Annotated in this window: 10 protein-coding genes; all 10 read right to left on the bottom strand. The window is 43.7% G+C overall.

The window, feature by feature from the left end; genetic code table 11:
- Positions 1 to 16: 16 nt before the first annotated feature.
- The 10 genes from DWZ03_RS08115 to DWZ03_RS08070 all read right to left on the bottom strand — a co-directional run bounded on the left by DWZ03_RS08115 (position 17) and on the right by DWZ03_RS08070 (position 18,968).
- Positions 17 to 1,939, bottom strand: coding sequence for a RagB/SusD family nutrient uptake outer membrane protein (locus tag DWZ03_RS08115; protein WP_044467322.1), 1,923 nt, complete (start codon positions 1,937 to 1,939; stop codon positions 17 to 19).
- Positions 1,940 to 1,955: 16 nt separating this feature from the next.
- On the bottom strand, positions 1,956 to 5,042 hold the full coding sequence (locus tag DWZ03_RS08110; protein WP_117749407.1) for a SusC/RagA family TonB-linked outer membrane protein: 3,087 nt from the start codon (positions 5,040 to 5,042) through the stop codon (positions 1,956 to 1,958).
- A 178-nt stretch (positions 5,043 to 5,220) separates the two neighbouring features.
- A complete protein-coding gene (locus DWZ03_RS08105; protein WP_044468754.1) occupies positions 5,221 to 6,414 on the bottom strand; it encodes a glycoside hydrolase family 172 protein in 1,194 nt (397 codons plus the stop codon).
- Between the two features lie 31 nt (positions 6,415 to 6,445).
- A complete protein-coding gene (locus tag DWZ03_RS08100) occupies positions 6,446 to 7,894 on the bottom strand; it encodes a glycoside hydrolase family 125 protein (protein WP_087332903.1) in 1,449 nt (482 codons plus the stop codon).
- Positions 7,895 to 7,995: 101 nt separating this feature from the next.
- A complete protein-coding gene (locus DWZ03_RS08095; RefSeq protein WP_120129542.1) occupies positions 7,996 to 9,978 on the bottom strand; it encodes a glycoside hydrolase family 97 protein in 1,983 nt (660 codons plus the stop codon).
- Positions 9,979 to 10,019: 41 nt separating this feature from the next.
- Positions 10,020 to 12,998: a GH116 family glycosyl hydrolase gene (locus DWZ03_RS08090; protein WP_243634952.1), complete on the bottom strand. Its 2,979-nt coding sequence runs from the start codon at positions 12,996 to 12,998 to the stop codon at positions 10,020 to 10,022.
- Positions 12,999 to 13,025: 27 nt separating this feature from the next.
- On the bottom strand, positions 13,026 to 15,122 hold the full coding sequence (locus tag DWZ03_RS19985; RefSeq protein WP_165853099.1) for a hypothetical protein: 2,097 nt from the start codon (positions 15,120 to 15,122) through the stop codon (positions 13,026 to 13,028).
- 22 nt (positions 15,123 to 15,144) lie between these two features.
- Entirely contained in the window at positions 15,145 to 16,551 is a 1,407-nt protein-coding gene (locus tag DWZ03_RS08080; RefSeq protein ID WP_120129539.1) for a DUF4185 domain-containing protein, read from the bottom strand.
- Positions 16,552 to 16,694: 143 nt separating this feature from the next.
- Complete coding sequence (locus DWZ03_RS08075; protein ID WP_009037502.1) at positions 16,695 to 17,108, bottom strand: DUF4945 domain-containing protein; 414 nt, start codon at positions 17,106 to 17,108, stop codon at positions 16,695 to 16,697.
- 24 nt (positions 17,109 to 17,132) lie between these two features.
- The gene (locus tag DWZ03_RS08070; RefSeq protein ID WP_034529209.1) at positions 17,133 to 18,968 is read right to left on the bottom strand and encodes a RagB/SusD family nutrient uptake outer membrane protein; all 1,836 of its coding nucleotides are present in this window, start codon (positions 18,966 to 18,968) and stop codon (positions 17,133 to 17,135) included.
- Between the last annotated feature and the right edge of the window lies 1 nt (position 18,969).

The following is an 18,969-nucleotide window of genomic DNA, read 5'->3' as shown; positions in this document are numbered from 1 at the left end:
GTTCTCTAATTATTTATTAATATCCGGGAGCTTGTCTCAAATTGGGGTTGATGTCCATCTGAGCCTGCGGAACGGGCCATAAATACATTCTTTTGTTGAAGGTACGGCTCTTATAGTAAGTTCTCTTATAAAAAGCCTTCGGATTGTTCACATCATCGCTCTTCTCAGAACCGTCATGATTCATACCATAAAGCTTGCCGCCCAGGTATTTGTCGGCAATCTTCCAACGACGGAGGTCATGGAAACGGATACCTTCACAATTGAACTCTACCCGACGTTCTTGCTGAATGGCGGCACGCATTTCTTCCTTACTCAGCCCTTCCTTCAAAGCGGGAATTCCGGCACGTTCACGAATCAAGTTCACATACTTATATACATCGGGAGTGGGAGCTGGCGAAGACTCGTTCAATGCTTCCGCATAGCCCAAATACGCTTCAGCCATTCTGTATAAGATACCCGGCTGATATACATACTTTCCATCTCTGGGAAGTACATCCAAAGAGATTCGCTTACGGACATTATAACCGTTCTGCGGAGAGTCGAAAGTCATATCCGTATCACGGCCTCCTTGAAGGAAGTCCACACGACGGTTATCAACTCCCAGCCATGCGCCATTATAGATGACGGAAACATAGAAGCGAGGCTCCCGGTTGCAATACATGTTGTAGGTACCTTCTTCTGTTACCGGGCTTACACCGGTTTCTTTATTGGCAAGGTTCGAAGGTCCGCCGCCCGGCCACTTCGTGGTTCTATACTCTGTATTGGTAGAGAATCCGTTTTCCACATACCCCGATTCCGGGTTGATAATGGGCGAACCATCCTCGTTATATCCCAATATAGGCATTTCACCGTTCTTCATATAAAAAGCGTCCACCAGCTCCTGAGTGACACCCATAGCGGCATTTCCACCGATACCTTTCGGCAGATGATGAGCCTGCCAGTAGTTCAGGTCCACATTTTCGGGGCGTCCGAAAAGAATCTCCTTGTTGCCTTCTGAGAAGCGTTTCAACGACATGTTGTAGTAAGACATGAAGGGGTCGATGCTTCCATCCACATTATATTCATAGTACAGCTTATGTCCGGCTGCTTCGGCTGCCTTTATCAAGTCCAGATGAGCTTTGGCAGCCTTTTCCCATCTTTCCGGCTTGGCTTCGGCATCAAAAAGGAATTCTCCTTCCGAATTCTTCCAGTCCTTGAGGTCCGGATTTCCGTTGAACAACGGGCTTGCGGCAAATAGCAACGTTTTGGCACGTATTGCCAAAGCCATGATAGAGGTGGCCCTGCCCCAATCGGTATTGTTGGGATAGACAGCGGGCAGATGTTCTGACACTTCCAGCAGCTCTTTGTCAATCCAATCTACCACTTCGGCATAGGGTCTTTGGGAAGTCATCATCTCCGATTCGGGCGCATCGACGGAAACAAGCACACCGGGAGTAAACGGTATGGCACCATACAACTCAATCATCAAAGAGTAATAGTAGGCTATCAGGAAGCGGACTTCGTACTTCATCTGGTTGACATAAGATTCCGTCAGGTCTTTTTCCGGAAGAACTTTTGCCTCTTGCAAGAAGATAAGGCCGGAACGTATGCGCTTGTGCAATTCTACCCAATAATAGGGGTCCCATGTAGAGATAGGACTCCAGTTTCCGGTGGTGTAGGCATACACATTGCCCCACCCATACGGCGACCAGTCTTGGGGAATGGTGATATCATCGCCCATGATGTTATAGCCCTGTGCCTTGAAATACCCCCACATGGGGCTGGGAATAGATGAATAGACACCTGCCAACCAGTCTTCGGTCCTTATCTTATCCGTGAAAATCATCTCCATGGTAAGCTGGTCATCGGGAGCTTTATCCAAGAAATCGTTGCAACTTGTTGTCAATGCCAGGGTGCACGACAATAAGACAGCTTTTACTATAGATTTATATTTTTTCATTTTCTTCGTATCTTGATTAATTGTTGAAATTGATGCTAAAGCCCACTGATACAGATTTCATCTGCGGGTATCTCAATCCATCGGTAGTTTCCAGTTCGGGATCCCAAAGCTTGAAGTCGGAAAACGTCAGCAGATTGGTTCCTCTTGCAAACAAACGGCAGCCGCGGATGCCAATTTTGGTAGTCCAACGTTGCGGAAGGGTATATCCAAGTTCCAGATTCTTCAAGCGCAGGAAACTCATGTCACGCAACCACCATGTGGAAGCTTGTTCATTGTTTGCCACAGCCTTGTCTCCCATACGGGGCCAGAATACATCTTGCCTCGGATTTTCGGGTGTCCAACGGTCGTCAATATTCGAATAGATGTTACCGGCACCTAAAGAGGAACCCGGTAACCAGGTCTCTCCGCCCAGGAGCTGGTAGGTTTTACCTGTTCCTTGGAAGAATACTCCCAAATCGAACGACTTGTAGCTTACCGTAGCTCCAAAACCATAGACAATCTCGGGAATACGTGTACCGCCAATGGCTGTTGCATCTACTGCGGTCACTTCACCATCCCCGTTCAAATCCTTGTATTTAATGTCACCGGGACGCAGGTTGCTCATATCACTGAATTTTTGTGCGGGAATCCCTTCCTTAAGCATACCGTTTTCATCGAAATCATCTTCCGTAAAGAGCCTTTCCGCTATCAAGCCAAACAATTGCCCTACAGGTTTACCAGTTTGCGAACGGTATGTATCCAAGATGGCGGCAGGTTCGTCTATTTCCACAACCTTATTGTGTGCGTAGGTATAGTTTGCCATAGCGGAAATGGCCCAATCGCTATTGAACTTGTGGTTGACATTCAAAGACACATCAAATCCCTGATTATCGACCTTGCCATAATTGGCCCAAACAGGGCGGTTGAATCCGGCAGAACCAGGCACATTCTTACGCTGCATGAAGATGTCATCGCGCTTTTCCTTGAACACATCCACTACGAGGTTCACGCTACCATTCCATAGACCTAAGTCGATACCGGCATTCATCTTGGTCACGGTTTCCCATGTCAAGTTGTTCACACCGATTTCGCCTTCCGAACGTCCAAGGCGATAGATTTCCGCATCTGTACCCCATCTGTACGAACCGGTATTGACAATGGTAGAAATATAGGCGAAACGTCTGTTACCACCAATGTTACTGTTACCGGCCTTACCCCAAGTAGCTCTCAGCTTCAAGTTGGAGATGACATCGGAAACCGGCTCCATGAATTTCTCGGAAGATACAATCCATCCCAACGCCACGGCGGGGAAGAAGCCGAAGCGCTTGCCTTTGGCAAAGTTCTCGGAGCCGTTGTAACCGAAGTTCAGCTCGGCAACATAGCGGCTGTCGTAAGTATAAGAGAATCTTCCGGCTATGCCTTGGGTACGATAGGGAAGCGCATCACCATTGTCATACTCCTTCTGGTTGTAGAGGAACATGGCGTTCACATCGTGCACTTTGCCGAAAATGCGGTTGTACGAGAACATTCCTTCCAGATAGATGGACTGATCGCCCCATTTAGCTCCTTTTTCATAGCCCAGGAACTCTTGTCCGGTGGTCTGCACATCAGTGATGATGTTGCCCTCTGCATCGCGTGCGGTGGCGGGATTGTAGTAATAGGGGTTCTTGGAACGTGTCACGGAAGTTGCCGAGAACTTGTCAAAAGAGAAGGTTCCCTTGAACTTCAGTCCCGGTGTGATGAACTTCAAATCCTGTTCCAACGATACTAGGGATTCAATCTTATTGTGGTTTAGTTTTTCGTATCCACGCTGTGTGGCCCACGCCCAAGGGTTCTCTTTGTGCATCACACGGGGAATGCGTCCATCGGCATAGATGGCCGGATGCACGTAAGGAGGTACACGCATGGCTTGATAGAAAATGCCCTGATTGGTTTCCGTGTCTCCCGGAGGAGCGTTACGGGTTTGCAGGAACACGCCCACATTGGCACGGAACAAGGTAGTGGGAGTCACATTCACATCTACATTGGAACGTACCGTATATCGGCTCACCTTCAGGGAAGAGTCCCACTCCTGGTTCTTGTCGCGTTCAATAATACCGTTCTCATTGTAATATCCTGCCACCAACGCATAGCGAAGGATGTCCGTACCACCGTTGACGCTAACGTTTGCCTTCGTGTTGTCTGCATGGTCTTTGGAGATGATGTCCCACCAATTCACATCGGGATAGAGTTCCGGGTCGGTCTGATTCTTGTAGTTCAGCAAGGTGGCTTCGCTGGCAAAGGGGGCTCTACCTTGCTCGGCATACATTTCGTTAATCAATTCCAGATACTTCACACTGCCGATGTAATCGGGTATCTTGATGGGTTGCGTAAAGGAGTGTTCGAAGCGGACGTTCACCTGCGGCTTTCCAATCTTACCACGCTTGGTCTCAATCATCACTACACCGTTGGCACCGCGCACACCGTAGACGGCACTAGCGGCGGCATCCTTCAACACGGAGAAGGAGGCGATTTCTTCAGGATCGATGTCGTGGAGCGAACGCTCGACGCCGTCCACCAATACCAGCGGATTAGTATTGCCGGTAAAGCTACTGATACCACGAATCCAGAAGTCGGAGTTATTGAACCAAGGGTCACCACTACGCTGAACCGCAATCACACCGGGAACCATACCCGCCAGGTTGTTACTGAGCGAACGGCTGGGAGCCGCGGCAAGCTTGGCAGGCTCGATATTGGTGATGGAGCCGACCACAGAAGCTTTCTTCTGCGTTCCGAAGCCCACTACCACCACTTCATCAAGGGCTGCCACGTCTTCTTCCAAAGCTACATCAAGCACTCCTTTGGAACCTACCGCTACCACTTTGTCCTTGAAGCCGATATAAGAGAACCTCAATGACGGCTTATTACTTTTCAACGTAATCGTATACGTACCGTTGATGTCCGTCACCACACCATTGGAGGGGTCTGCCGCCTCCGTCACGTTCACACCGATGAGCAACTCACCCTGTGCATCCATCACACGTCCGGTCACCTTCTTAGGCGACTGGGCAAATGCCGAGCTACTGATGCACAACAGTAGCATCAGCATCCAGCCCACAAATTGCTTTTTGGGAATATTCTTCATTTCGTACCTTTATTAATGATTTATTGAATTTGCTGCTCCGTAGAACTATTCTTCCATAGTCGTGCCATTATAGTGGCACAACTTTGCCAATATAGAGGCACAGTCTTGCCACTATAGTGGCAAGACCCCGGATATAAATATCAGCCTATGAATGTATAGAAAAGAGCGCTACCAAAGCTTACTCGTTGCCCCACAGAGTGGCTTTGTTACCCTTGGACTTACGCCAAGCGTCACGCCAACGATGTATGTCCATGTGATTGATGAAAGGCTTCGGTGCTCTTTGTGCTTTCGTAGGAGCTTCTGGAAGAGCAACGGCTGAATCTTGATACCAATAGGCAACGGTTGCTAAATCCAACGTCAAATTATTATTAGAACCATGCTCTATCGTTCCTTTAACACTCTTCTCAAAGAAGATGGGATCAGCTATGAAGAAGCGGTAAACATGGGTACGTCCCAACCAGCCGATGTCATTATTTACACGAGGATACCCGAAATAAGGATGCGAGAATGCCTCTTTAGGACACCAGGAAGTATTGAAAAAATCTTCCGTACCCGTTCCTATCAATGAAGGTGTTTTTTCTCCGTCAATGAACCACATATCATCCCCTTCACCATACCACATAGTAGTAGGACAGTGTACATAGTAGTTAATACCAACGAAATGACCTTTTCCTTGTGTCTCTACAAACACGTAATTGTCCTTACCGGTAGTATTCGGTTTCTGCTCTCCGGTAAGCCCCCATTCCGTTTCACCTTCGGGAAGGGCCTCCGTGAGGTTATGGTTGTACCACGCATGGAATCTGCCCATATCTTTGGGAAGCTTGTCCATTTCCAGATAATCTACATAGAAATAGAAGGCATCGATATTCCTGTCACTTTGATTCTCGATTTCAATACGTGCTCCCTTTTCAAAAGGCATGGTAAAGTAGCAAGACATTCCGGTACCGTTTTCAGGACCTGATGAAAGAGGCAATGATGCATAATTATATCTTTCGTCCCATCCTTGCCCAAAGAAAGGTCCGATAGGAGACTCTACAGAGGGATAATCGTTGCCATCCCAATACATACGGATAATAATATCATTTCTGCTCAACGTGGGAGGAGGAGGCGCAATGGTTACCCAAATATGGTTGATGGCCCCTGCTCCCTTGATGTCTGCAATGATACGTTTCTCACCCGGCTTGAAAGGTTCCAGATGATCTCTGTTGCCTCCGGTAGGGTCTGTACTGGAGATTCTTTTGTTCTTTACACCCGATTTCAACTTTGCCAAGTCAAACATTTCATTCGTCATGTTCGACTGTGCAAAAACAGCAGGAAAGTACAATCCCAAAACAAGGGAAAGCAACAAACTGAATTTTGTAATTCTTCTCATGATTTTTTGTTTACATTGATTAATTAGATGATTAGTATTCCAATAAATAGGGTTTCTCATTGAATGTTTTCCACAGCAATTCTCCAAACAATGTATTGGCCCATGCAAACCAGCTCCTTGTGAATTTCTTGGGGTCATCCTTGTGGAATGACTCGTGCATGAATCCGGTACCGGCATGCGTTTTCTGGAGCATCCGGATACATTGCTGTAACTCTTCATCGTTTTGAGCGGTCAGGGCTTTCATTATCAGACTCATCGGCCATATCATGTCTGTACCAATATGATGTCCTCCTATCCCTTCAAAATAAGAGCCTTTAAAGAAATAAGGATTGTATTCCGACCACACGAATCTTCTGGTATTGGCATAAATTGCATCATCACTATCAACACCACCCAGATAGGGTAACGCCAGCAGATTAGGGACGTTGGCATCATCACTAAGATAAGCCGATCCAAAGCCATCTATTTCAAAAGCATAGATTTTACCGAACTTCGGATGATTCACCACGGCATACGTCTGTAAAGCATTATAAACTTCTTTACTCAACGTCAACAGTTCATCAGCCAATACATTGTCTTTGGTTATCTTTTGAACCATTTCGGAAGCCTGCCTCAAACTGGCCACCGCAAAGAAATTGGACGGGACGAGAAAAGGAAAGATAGTGGCATCATCACTAGGCCTGAAAGTAGAACAAATCAATCCGACCGGATTTACTTTATAGCCCACTCCACCCATAGGAACAGCATCTATAGCCCATTCCGAAGTTCTGCGAAAGCTATAAGGCCCGTTACCATGTTTTCTCTGCTGTTCCTTGCAGACTCTTAAAATGGTTTCTATCGCCTTCTTCCATTGCGCATCGAAAGGAGAAGCATCATTTGTCTTTTTCCAGTATCCATATGCCAGGCGAATGGGATAGCAAAGCGAATCCAACTCGTATTTACGCTCATGAATACCCGGTTTCATCTCCGTATGATCGCTGTTCCATCTTGTATACTTCGTATCATCATCATAAAAGGCATTGGCATACGGATCCTTCAATATAAAGGAGGTCTGCTTATTGATAACGCCAATTATCAGTCTTTGCAGGTTCTTATCTTCAGACATGAAATCCAAATACGGATATACTTGGGCAGAACTATCCCTTAACCACATGGCATCAATATCACCGGTAATCACATATGTATCCGGTCGGCCATCCTTTTCTGAATAAAAAACGGTTGTGTCCAACGTATTCGGAAAACAATTCCCAAACAGCCAGCCCAGTTCTTCATTCTTGACCTTCTGTTTAAAAGTAGCAATGGCCTTTTCAATGGCAGGACTTTTGAAGTTCCTTTCCGATATAGGCTTCCTTACTGTTGGAAACGACGAAAAAGAGGTAGCTGTCGAAGCTACGCCTGAATTCGCAAACATCAAGTTTTTATTCAGCGCATATCCTGCCCCCAAAAGGCCCACTCTCTTTATAAAATTTCTTCTGTTCATGCTATAAATCCATTGATTAAAAATATTATCCTGGAACAATCTTCTTATCCTAACAAACTAACAACTGATTGAAATACAATTTCAACTGATAAACATCACCCTTATAACCTTCTGATATGTAATAGCGCTCCTCCATCCTTTGCCAGATTCAGTTCAATGATATCCTTCCTTGTAACTTTCCGTACCTGTCTGTCCAGATTGTTTGGATTCCGCTCCACATCCTCCGCATCGGTATAGATCGTTGCCTGGTAGTCCCCCTCACTAAGGAAGTCCAATTCCAATTTCAGATCCCTTTCCGTACCGTTGTTCAGCGAGCCTACCCACCAGTCCGAACCGCTCCTGCGGGCCACCGTGACATGCTCATTCATCCTTGCCAGCGGAACTCTTATCTCATCCCACGTTCCCGGCACGGTACGGAGCACCTCGAACCCCGGTTGACCTTCATAAGCCTTTGGCGTATCGCACAACGAGGTAAGATGGTTTTCCAAAACCACATACATGGCCAACATATGGCAGCGCGTGCTCATTACATGAGGATTTACATACTGTATCTTGAACTCCGAGCGCGGCAGTGCCCTGAACCCTCCCAGGTGATAGTCCGTCGCTCCCGCCAGCATCCTGGTGAAGGGTATCGCAATGTCATGGTCCGCATTCACCAGCGTGTCCCATTTGCATACTTCATAGTTGAGTGTCCCTTCCCGTGTGAATTCATTCGGATACGTCCTTACCAGTCCGGAAGGCTTGCTCGACCCATGGAACTGTATGAACAGTCTGTGTCTTGCCGCACATTCCAGTATCTCTTCTTGAATGCGTATCATCTCTTGGTCATTGCGGTCCATGAAGTCCACCATGAGTCCCCTGACCCCCCATCCCTCATAGAGCGCAAAGGCTTCTTCGAGTTTGTCGTACAACGGTCTCCAGTGTACCCACAGATGTATGCCAACCCCCTTGCTCCTTGCATATTCCACAATTCTCGGCATGTTCAGGCACGGTATCGGTTTTGTAACGTCCGCATTGGGTCCCGCCCATCCGAAATTGAAGTTGTCATCATAGTACCAAGGAGTCTCCGCATATCCGTAGATTCCATGTGCATCCAAGCCATTGCGTGCTGCAAAATCGATGTAGTACTTGTTTGTATCGAAGTTGTTTCCCGGAGAGAACGTGCTGTCCGGCACGACATTCCCGTTCCACCATGTGAACGTGGTCCTGCAAGGCTTAATCCATGAAGTGTCTTCAATCCTGCAGGGCTCGTTCAGGCTTGTTAGTATATTCGTCTCCAGCAATCCTCCCACCCGGTCTGCAACGGAGATTACGCGCCACGGGGTACGGTGCGGGAAACTGTCTGTCTCGACCTTTATCTTCTCCTGCCCCAGTTTTGGCGAGAGCTTTCCCACCAGTCCACCCTTCTCCTTCACCAGGTACATTCCCGCATAGTCCCTTATGGCCGCTTCAGTTATAGCCACTGCCACCCCGTTGTCGAACTCGAATGTCGCCGGCATCTCTATCAGCCTTTTCCTTGCCACCTTGTCATATCTTACATGACTGTATACCCCTTCGTGTGTATTCACATACCCGGGCAGGTACATGAGCAACGCCATCGGGTTTCCTTGCAAGTTGAACTGTGTCCTTTCATCATACATCACGTATGAATCCCATGCTTTCTGTTCCGGAAATTCATATCTGAATGCTATCCCGTCATCGAATGCCCTTACAACCAGGTTTATCAGACGGCCGGAATCTGACCGTTCCTGCATGGGAACGGTCATTTCATTGCAACGGCTACGTACACTACTTGTCTTGCCGACAATGAGCTTGTATGTCTCATCAATCTTTTTACGCTGCACCTTTCCTGCTTTAAGATTCCTTCCGAACTCTCCGCTATCAAAGCTGAAACCAAGCAAAGAATTTGTTATAAGAGGCTGCTTCCTATAGTCGATGTCATATGAAACACTCTCCGGCGTTACTTTCAGAGAAAATCTAAGTTTTCCGTCAAGAGACGATACAGACATTCTCTGCTGTGCAGAAACAGCTATAAAACAAAATAGTGCAACACACAAAACAAGAAGTTTCTTCTTCTCTGTCATCTTAATCTGTCTTTGATTGTACATCCCTATCCTAATTGACCTCAATCCACAATCTTGCCTGAAACATTATAGCGTTTCACATCAATGTTGCCATAAACCACGTTCAACACAGGCTTTCCTGCTTTCCATTCAATAGTTCCGAAACCGGTATCAGTACTGATGAAACTTTTGAAATCACCAATCTTAGAATTGATGTACATGGTTTTGTCAACAGCATCATACCGCACTCCTGTAAGCCCCTGCAACATTCCATAGCTTGCCATGGCACGTGCATACCAGTGGCCGCACTCTATCTCATTGAATGGGTTTCTTACTCTTCCATCATATCTCTCACGGCATTCACGGACAATATCCAAGCCCTTTTCCACCTCACCTTTCATCATCAAATGACTGGCAACCTGATATTCGATACCGGTCCAGACTTCATTGCTGTATACAAAAGGCAGTGACAGCATACCACCCTTCGGCCATGTGCAAAGCAATAATCCGCCATCCTTACCACAAGCATACACCGGTCTTTGAGGATTGAAATGGTCTACCAAGTCATGTTTCAGATTGTATTTGTGTACGGCCACCAGATGGCTCCTGACCTTTTCATTGTCCAGCACTTCATCCAGTCCGCATACGGAAGCCATCCACATCCCTAAAATTCCATCGGACAGACAACCGGTACCGTATTGGTATTTTGGCCCTTCTTCCTTCAGCAATTTCAGGGCCTCTTCGGAATAACTTCCCCCGAAAGACATTACATCAACCGGATTGGGAGCCTGAAGCCCTTCCCACTGAATTTTCTGTATGAAATATTCTCCATCGAAGAGTGCAGTTTCCATGTATTTCTTGCCTTTTGACAGCAGGGCCGTATATTCCTTAACGGGTTGCTTCAGCTCCTTGCCCATCTCTATAAACGCAGTCAAAGCTCCCAAATAGAAACTTGTACACATGCCGTCCGGTCCCCAGAACTCGATGTCATAAGTATTGTGGTGCGGCTCTTCAAGATAGCCCTTATGCAAGGGGTCCCATGTACGGATGCAATAGTCAAGACTCTTTTTCACTGCCGGGAAAAGGTCTTTCATCCACTGTGTATCCCCGCTGATACGCCATTCACGGTAAATTTTCATAATCCCACCCAACTGTCCGTCGGCAGCAGCATGGAAGTTGTGAGGCGGTGCCGAAATAGGCAAGTTGACTCTAAAATTCTGGTGTCCTTCCGTATTCTGGCTTACCCTAAATTCCGTTTCACGCAAGGTTCTTTCCAAAGACGGGAACAAATGGGGCAAAGCCTGTGCATAATTCCACACATGCGTACAACTTCCGTGACAAGAGCCAAAAGAATCCTGGCATCCTTCCCAAGCCCAAAATCTTCCATCCCATTGACGCAATACCGTAGGAGATTTCAATATAGTTAAATTAGCAGCAACAGCCTCCAGTACTTCTGCCGGCAAAGAGGAACTATAGAATGCATCACTGAACAGCCGGCTGTTCTTTTCCAGCATCGCCTGATTTGCATCCCAATAGCCGATAACCTCATTCAAACTCTTGAAACGCTCCGAGTACCAAGGTCTGTAGGTAGCTTCGACATCTCCTTCATCTGCCAGGAATTGTTTTTCTTCTTCAGAAGAATCCACAACCTGCCAGTCTCCCCAACTGTTACTTTCAAAATCGGCAAGTAAGGTGGATGTAGAAGACAAGTTGTAAATATCTTCATTCCTATTGTCTGTCAACACAAACTGGTCGGCCAGAATATGTCCCCACGGATAAACATCCAAATCAATGACTTTCACAAAAGCCTTCTTTCCTTGATAAGGTTTCAAATCCCATACGGTTTCACTCAGAGTCTCCGTCTGATTTCCGACCGCCGTCTCTACAATCTTTCCGTCTACTACAAGATTTACAGAAGTACGGTCAGCCTGACTGCCTCCACCTACCAGAAACTTCAGATATCTTTTCCCAATATTGAACTCAGGAGACTGAATAATACCCGTCAGTCCATCTCCACCCTTATCGAACGAGTTCAGCAACTGCTTGCCGACAAAGCCGCTCACAGGTTGCTGACCGGAAGCCGTTCCCTTGCAGGGCATCCCCGTAAATGCCTGTCCTACCTTTCTGGCACCACCGATAGAAAGGTTTGAATCGGGCAGATACCAGCAGAAGTTTACCTTGACTGTTTTTGTCTCTCCCGGCTGCAACGTCAGCGGAACATAAACAGACGCTCCCGGAGCAACACCCTTAACCGGCTGCTTATCAGCGATCCGCCCATAGCGAATATTATCCCAAACCACAGTCTGCGGATCGAACCAGGCACCACGGAACCAACAATGGTCTACAACAGCAGCAGCATTGTCCACATAAATAGCTAGCCCACTGTTGTTCTGATCGGATTCTAAAACAAACCCGTTCTTTACTCCTCGGATAGTACCCTGACCATCAATGAAATTTTTGGTATTATAAGAAAACACGGTTTCGATAGCCTTATCGGAAGTGTTTGTAAACTGATATTCCAGTACTCCAACCGGTAAGCTGGAATTGTCCGCATCCGTCGGAATGAAAGGACTCCAACCCGTAATCTTTGCAGCCAAAGGCATATCCTTGTCTTTCAAATCTACAGTTGCAAAAGGGAAACGTGCCTGGAATACCGCTTCTTCAAAGCGTGGAAGACCGTACGTCTTGTCTCCCCTACCTAAACCACTCTGTGCAGGACCAAATAACTTCCAAGTCGGAACCTGCCCTTCCAATACCTTTGCTCCGTTCTCAACCCCCTTTACATAAATCGCAGCAAAGGTATACGGCTCATTCATCACATCAGGATGGTGTCTGAGAGACACATGCGAAATGGCACCGGTTCCCTCCAAACAGAACATTCCGGCGCCGATTCCCCCTATAGGAAATGCAATCTTATCCAGATATTCCTTTTGATACTTACCGTTAAACTCCCGCCCTTCACTGTTCTGGGACATTGCTTTACCCGGAAACAGTATAGCCACATTAAATAGGGCCAATAAAGTTAAAGTTGATCTTACCATAGTTGAATTATTAATGTTAACGAATCATTATTCTATTTTTCCAAATTTATCAAGGATGCGGTTGTACGCTTCAGCCGCTGCTCCATTTCCCCAATCATAGATTGTAAACTCACCCATACCTTCACCTGCCGGATTTGTACGGCCGCCATGCCCGTAATTTTCCATCATGAATCCATAATCCTCTGAAGCAAAGAACGGATGAACTTTTTCCCATTGCTGTTTGGTTTGAGGATTTTCAGTACAATACATCATTACAAAAGATGCCTTAAGTGCAGCATATCCTCGTTCTATATACTCTGGTTTACCAAGAAGTTTTCCATATTGAATAATGAGTTCGGAAAAAAGACTTTCGCGTGAATCATTCCATTCACCATCGGCATTCAACACACCAAAACCACCCAATACATTTACATACATGTATGGCGGCTGCCACGACGCTTGGGTCATCAGCAATTCATCAAGTGTACGCTGTCCATAATCAAGATATTCTTTATTTGAGGTAAGACGATAGCACTCCAGTAAGGCTTCAGCTGTCCAGAACATTGAAAAATTATTCTGTTTATGCATATTGTTCCGCAAAACTTTTTTACCTACCAAGTTATCCGAACCGTAACGAGAACAAGACCAATAGGTTTCAAAGTCTTCCCACTTCCCAACCGGAATAATTTCATGGATAACTGCATTCATAGCTTTAAACGCTGCCCGTTTATACTCTTCCTTATGTGTAAGCTCATACAGTTTAAGTAAAAAAGTAACTGATAAAGATGTTTCAGGAGAAGCATTCAAATGGTTCATCGGCTGCATTGTCTTTAAGTCAAGCCAGCCAGGGAAAAAACCATTTTCATACTGTATCCCAAGTAAAGCCATCGCATAGTCTTCTGCATAAGCCAAAAGACGGGCATCTTTTTCTAATTCATCATACCACCGAAGCATCAACAATGCTGTCCAACTCATATCAAGAATATGATACGGAGATTCTTTCGGATTCCAGGTATAAGGGTTTCTGTTGGAATTTCCCCAATAATAGGTATTCCACCCCTTGCTCCGATTATACTTTTTACCATCAATCTCTACTTCATGCATTTCCGTACCGATAAGTCCATAGAAAAAACCATTCCTCTGCGGAAATGACAGAGCCAGTTCTTTTGTCAAATTTGCTTTTGCAAGAAGCTCCCTATTACCGGTTCTTCTTGCATATCGATATAACCCACTTGCAGAACGCAATGAACTGAACCATGCCTGATTCCAGATAGAACGAAATTCACGTTCATTAATCTCTCCCGGATAATTGGGACTTTGTGTAACATTCACAATAAATACGGGAGCACCCACTTTTTTCCCATCTAACTCAAATTGCTGCCACACATTTTCTGACCATGAATTAAAAGCCCAATTATAAGTATGTTTCACATACGTTTCTAGGTTCTCCTTCACCGGATTACCTTTCACATATGCAGTATGCCCCCATCGACTCCACATAAATTCTAACGGCTTCTTAAAAGGATTCCGCAATACTTCCTTGCTATCAGAATACATCAAATAAAAGCCTATTTCAATATCGCCTTTTGGGTAAGTAGTTTCTTGATCACGCTCAAACAGAACGTGTTCGGATACATGGTTATTGCACATTCCGAGAATAAGTGTATTAGAGGATGCGTCCATATCCATATACCATCGTACAGGAGTCCCCTTCTGCATAATATCCAAATCGGGAATAAGAATAAGAGTTTGATGATCGTCTGCTACAATAAGGGCAGGAGAACGGAATACATGTTGATCGATGACATTTCTATCAGTAGGAGTAAGATGTGGCGCCCAATGGAATGAAGGTAAAAAATCCGGCTTTACCGCTATACGCCAATCACCTTGTTGAACAGAGTTTTTAAGCGAAAAAGAAAGGTTTATGTACAAAGTGTTATTATCTATCATCTTCACATGGCTTTTTCCTCTCTCAATTCCTAATAAATCATACTGTATAGCATCAATAGCTTTACTAAAATTTTTCGGAAAAACATCCTTATTCAACTCAATTTTCTCTTGTACATCCCAATGCTCTTGAGCACAGATGCCTATGTTGGACATTATCATCCAAACAAAAGTTATAATTAATGTGCGTGTGTTCATGATATTATATTTATCAATATAATTAAAACTCTCCCATATCAGCCAATTCAGCCTTCATTAAAAAAACATTATAAGGCATCCACATTGACATCGTAAAATATAAATTATCACCAGTTACCGACAACGGATGAATGTAAGAACCATACAATTGGGCATACTCTCTACCATTAGCAAGCTCATAGGGTTCACTCCATGGGCCAGTTATGTCTTCTGCCGTACGCATAGTTATATTATATCTATCTGCATTGAAATAAGCAATTATCCATTTCTTATGTGTTTCATTATATATAAAAGAAAGTTCACCAACCTTATCTTCTATTAATACTGTTGCCTCATTTTCATTGCCTTTTATCCATTGATTAGTAGAAGCATTCCAATATTCATAAGCTGTCTTATTCTCAATATCTGTTTCATGAAATCGTGCTAATTTAGCATCGCTATCCCTCCCCGTTTGAGTACCTATCATATAAACATATCCATCTTTCTTAAAGTACCCTACCTGACCAAAAAAACTATAAGATGAGAAGGTTATATCTTTACATTTAGCCCATGTCAAACCATTATCAGCCGACTTATATATTCCCGAATAATTTGTAATCCATCCCGTCCAATTTCTCATATTAAAATAATGCACATAATCTATTCCATTAGCACGAATAGCAGCTGTTGGGATAGAAGTCCAATCACCATTACCTGACGAATCTTTTCCCCCATATACTATCTCGCGGGCATACCCTTTATCATCAGTAGCCATATTGCTGAATGACAATCCATCTTCTAAATTATTATCCTCCGAGAAAGCCAGCACATTACTACGCCAACTCCCTCCGTTAGGTCCAGGATTAGCTGGATTAGGCTTAAAGTCATACCCAAAAGTATCACCAAAGAAAATTCCATATTTTCCGGGCTGCATCTCCCAAATAATGCCAAGATCTGTTCCTCCTACATTCCATTTTGTCGCAGTATTATTAGGACTTGGAAAGTTTTCTCCATTTATTATACTCCCTGTAACACGAGCTATACGAGTAACATTACGAATAAAAAAACCCCAACGGTTATCCACATTCAAAGAGAGCTCTTTCGACATATTACCATCTTTGTAAAAGGCAGCCAATACTAGCCGAAAATTCTGTGGATCTGTTTTTTGGATGGTATAATTGAAAATATAATCAGACGTAAGTTCGCTTTGACTTATCTTAGCTGAATAGCTGTCACCTACACTCTTTCTAACCAGCAAATAATCTATGGCATCAATATCCTTAAAATTCAATGTTGTTGATACAATTTTTGTATCCTTATTTGGAATCAAATGAGTATCCAAAGGTATAATTTCATCAATAGGAATATAAGTTTCAGTTTCTTGTTCAGAAGTACAAGAAACAAATAAAAATATAAACGAAGAGAATACTATAAATAATATGTTTTTCATGTCTATTGATTCATTTTTCAATTTATCGTAACCAGATAACCCATTCGCCTTATATCAAATATTAAAATAGAGAGTGAGCTGACTCAGAAAAATACCAGTAAAAGCCCACTCTCTATCATTAACTACAAAAATCCTTCTCGAAACTATTCGACATTAACTATTACACCCTCAGAAGTAACAGTAGATGTACGCCCTGTTTCTTGATTTTCCTCAGTAAAAGTACCTACCAATTTAACGATATAGCGATACTTCTTAGCAGGATCAATAGTGAAAGTATGAGAGGTTTCCTCATTTACCAAGGTTATTCTATCTCTATAAATATTATTTTCCACTATTTGAATCTGTACTGAAATAGGACGTCTGAAGTCTTCTGGAATTACTGAAGGAATACTCCAAGTCAATGTCACTGTAGTAGCATTATCTTGAATATACTGCACATTCTCAGGCGTAGGCATGAAATAATTCAAGCCCTTGTCATCAAGCACATCTCTGTCATAGCAGCTGGACAGTGATAACACTACCAACAACATTGTAAAAATGGTTACTATCTTTTTCATAATTTTCTTCTTAATAGTTAAACATTAATATCCCGGATTCTGCGTATAGTTACCCTTTGAATAATTCATTTGTGGTTGGGAAATCGGAAAGTACTCATCACGACCGGCAGTAAAACGAGCATCATTGAACCAATCGAAGCGAGTTCTTTCAATAGCAAAATATTCGTTCATTGTCTTTTCCAACAATCCCCAACGCTGCAAATCAAAGAAACGATGACCTTCGCAAGCAAATTCAAGACGATTTTCCCACATTAAGGCTTTCCATGCAAAGTCCTTAGTCCAATTACAGTTAATACCCGGCTGATAAGTAGCAATATGATAATTCATTGTATATGAACCGTCAGCTTGAGTCAAACGAACCAAACTATTGGCAGCACGAGTACGAATCTGGTTAATATATGGCAGGGCTTCCATTTCTCTATCCAATTGAATCAAAATCTCAGCTTTCCACAGCAACACGTCATCGTAACGAATCATCTTCTTATTCATAGAATTAAATTGCCATCCATCATAAGCAATACAACCACAATCAGGATGTGGCATATCTTTGATGGGTTTCAAGAAACTATAAGTAATCGGATCACGAGTAGCAGTTGAATGGAATAATAAATCAGGATCATACTTCCAAGGCTGTCCAGGAGCTACGATAGTATGGCTAAATCGGGGATCCCATGTATACTTATCAAAGTAAGGCTTAGCGCCAGAATTAACGATATCCAAATTATAAGAACCATCTGAATTTTTAATATATTGACCATAATCATCCTCATTATAATCCTCGAAACGGGGTAAACCGTTTTCATCAGTCTTAAACGCATTAGTCAACGTATAGCTAGCATGGTTAAAGTCACAACACTTAAATACAAAATTACCAGGTTGTGTTTCGGGCCACATCCATGGATGATTCAAACCTTCAGCGCGATTAAATCGACCTGCTGTATGAAAATTATTATCAAGAGCAAATTGTAATTCCCAAATGGATTCTTTAGTAGCATTATCATACTCTACCAAAAAGTTATTACCAAAATCAGATTCCAAACCTACACGACCACCTTCTTGATCAATAATTTTATCAATATAAGGCAAAGCTTCTGCAAGTAATTCCTTATTGATATTTATCACCTGATGACGATCATCCTGTTCGTAAGCCATATTTAATATTGTCCTAGCAACCATAGCAGTAGCAGCATTACGGCTTACACGACCTTTATCCATCTGATCCAAAGGCAATAATTCCTCGGCCTTTTTAAAATCATCAAGAATACGTTGCCATAAGTAAAGATCATTCCCCTTATCCAATTCACGGTTAGGTACTGCTTCAAAAGCATCTGACATACCTACTACATTCTCATCAATATAGGGTACATATTTCCAAAGTTTTTTCAAACGATACAACGTAAATGAACGGATAAAGAGCATCTCACCCATAAAACTATTCTTATTAGGTAACTCTTCTTCCGTAAAATTTGCCATTCTTTGAATTGCTGTATTACATCTTTGGATAACTTGATAAGAATTATACCAAGTACCATCCAATGCACCAGTATTAGGATTTACATAAGTAAAAAGTGATATGTTACCAAAAGAACCTACAGCATCAGCAACACCACCACCACCTTTGTAGCAGTCATCCGAACGCATAGAACCACTCCACCAATACATATAAGGAGAGGAATCCAATGACCCCATCTCACACATACGGGCATAGGCTGCTGTGACAAAACCTTCTATATCGCTAGGTTTGTTAAGTATATTTTGGTCCAGAACTTGTTTAGGATTGATATCCAAATATGAATCACAACTGCTGACTCCCAATATAGAGCATAGAGCAATTGATAAAGTTATATATTTGCTTTTCATA

The sequence above is a fragment of the Bacteroides sp. AF29-11 genome, from assembly GCF_003602895.1.
Taxonomy (GTDB): Bacteria; Bacteroidota; Bacteroidia; order Bacteroidales; family Bacteroidaceae; genus Bacteroides; species Bacteroides uniformis.
This window is presented reverse-complemented; position numbering and strand designations above follow the sequence as displayed.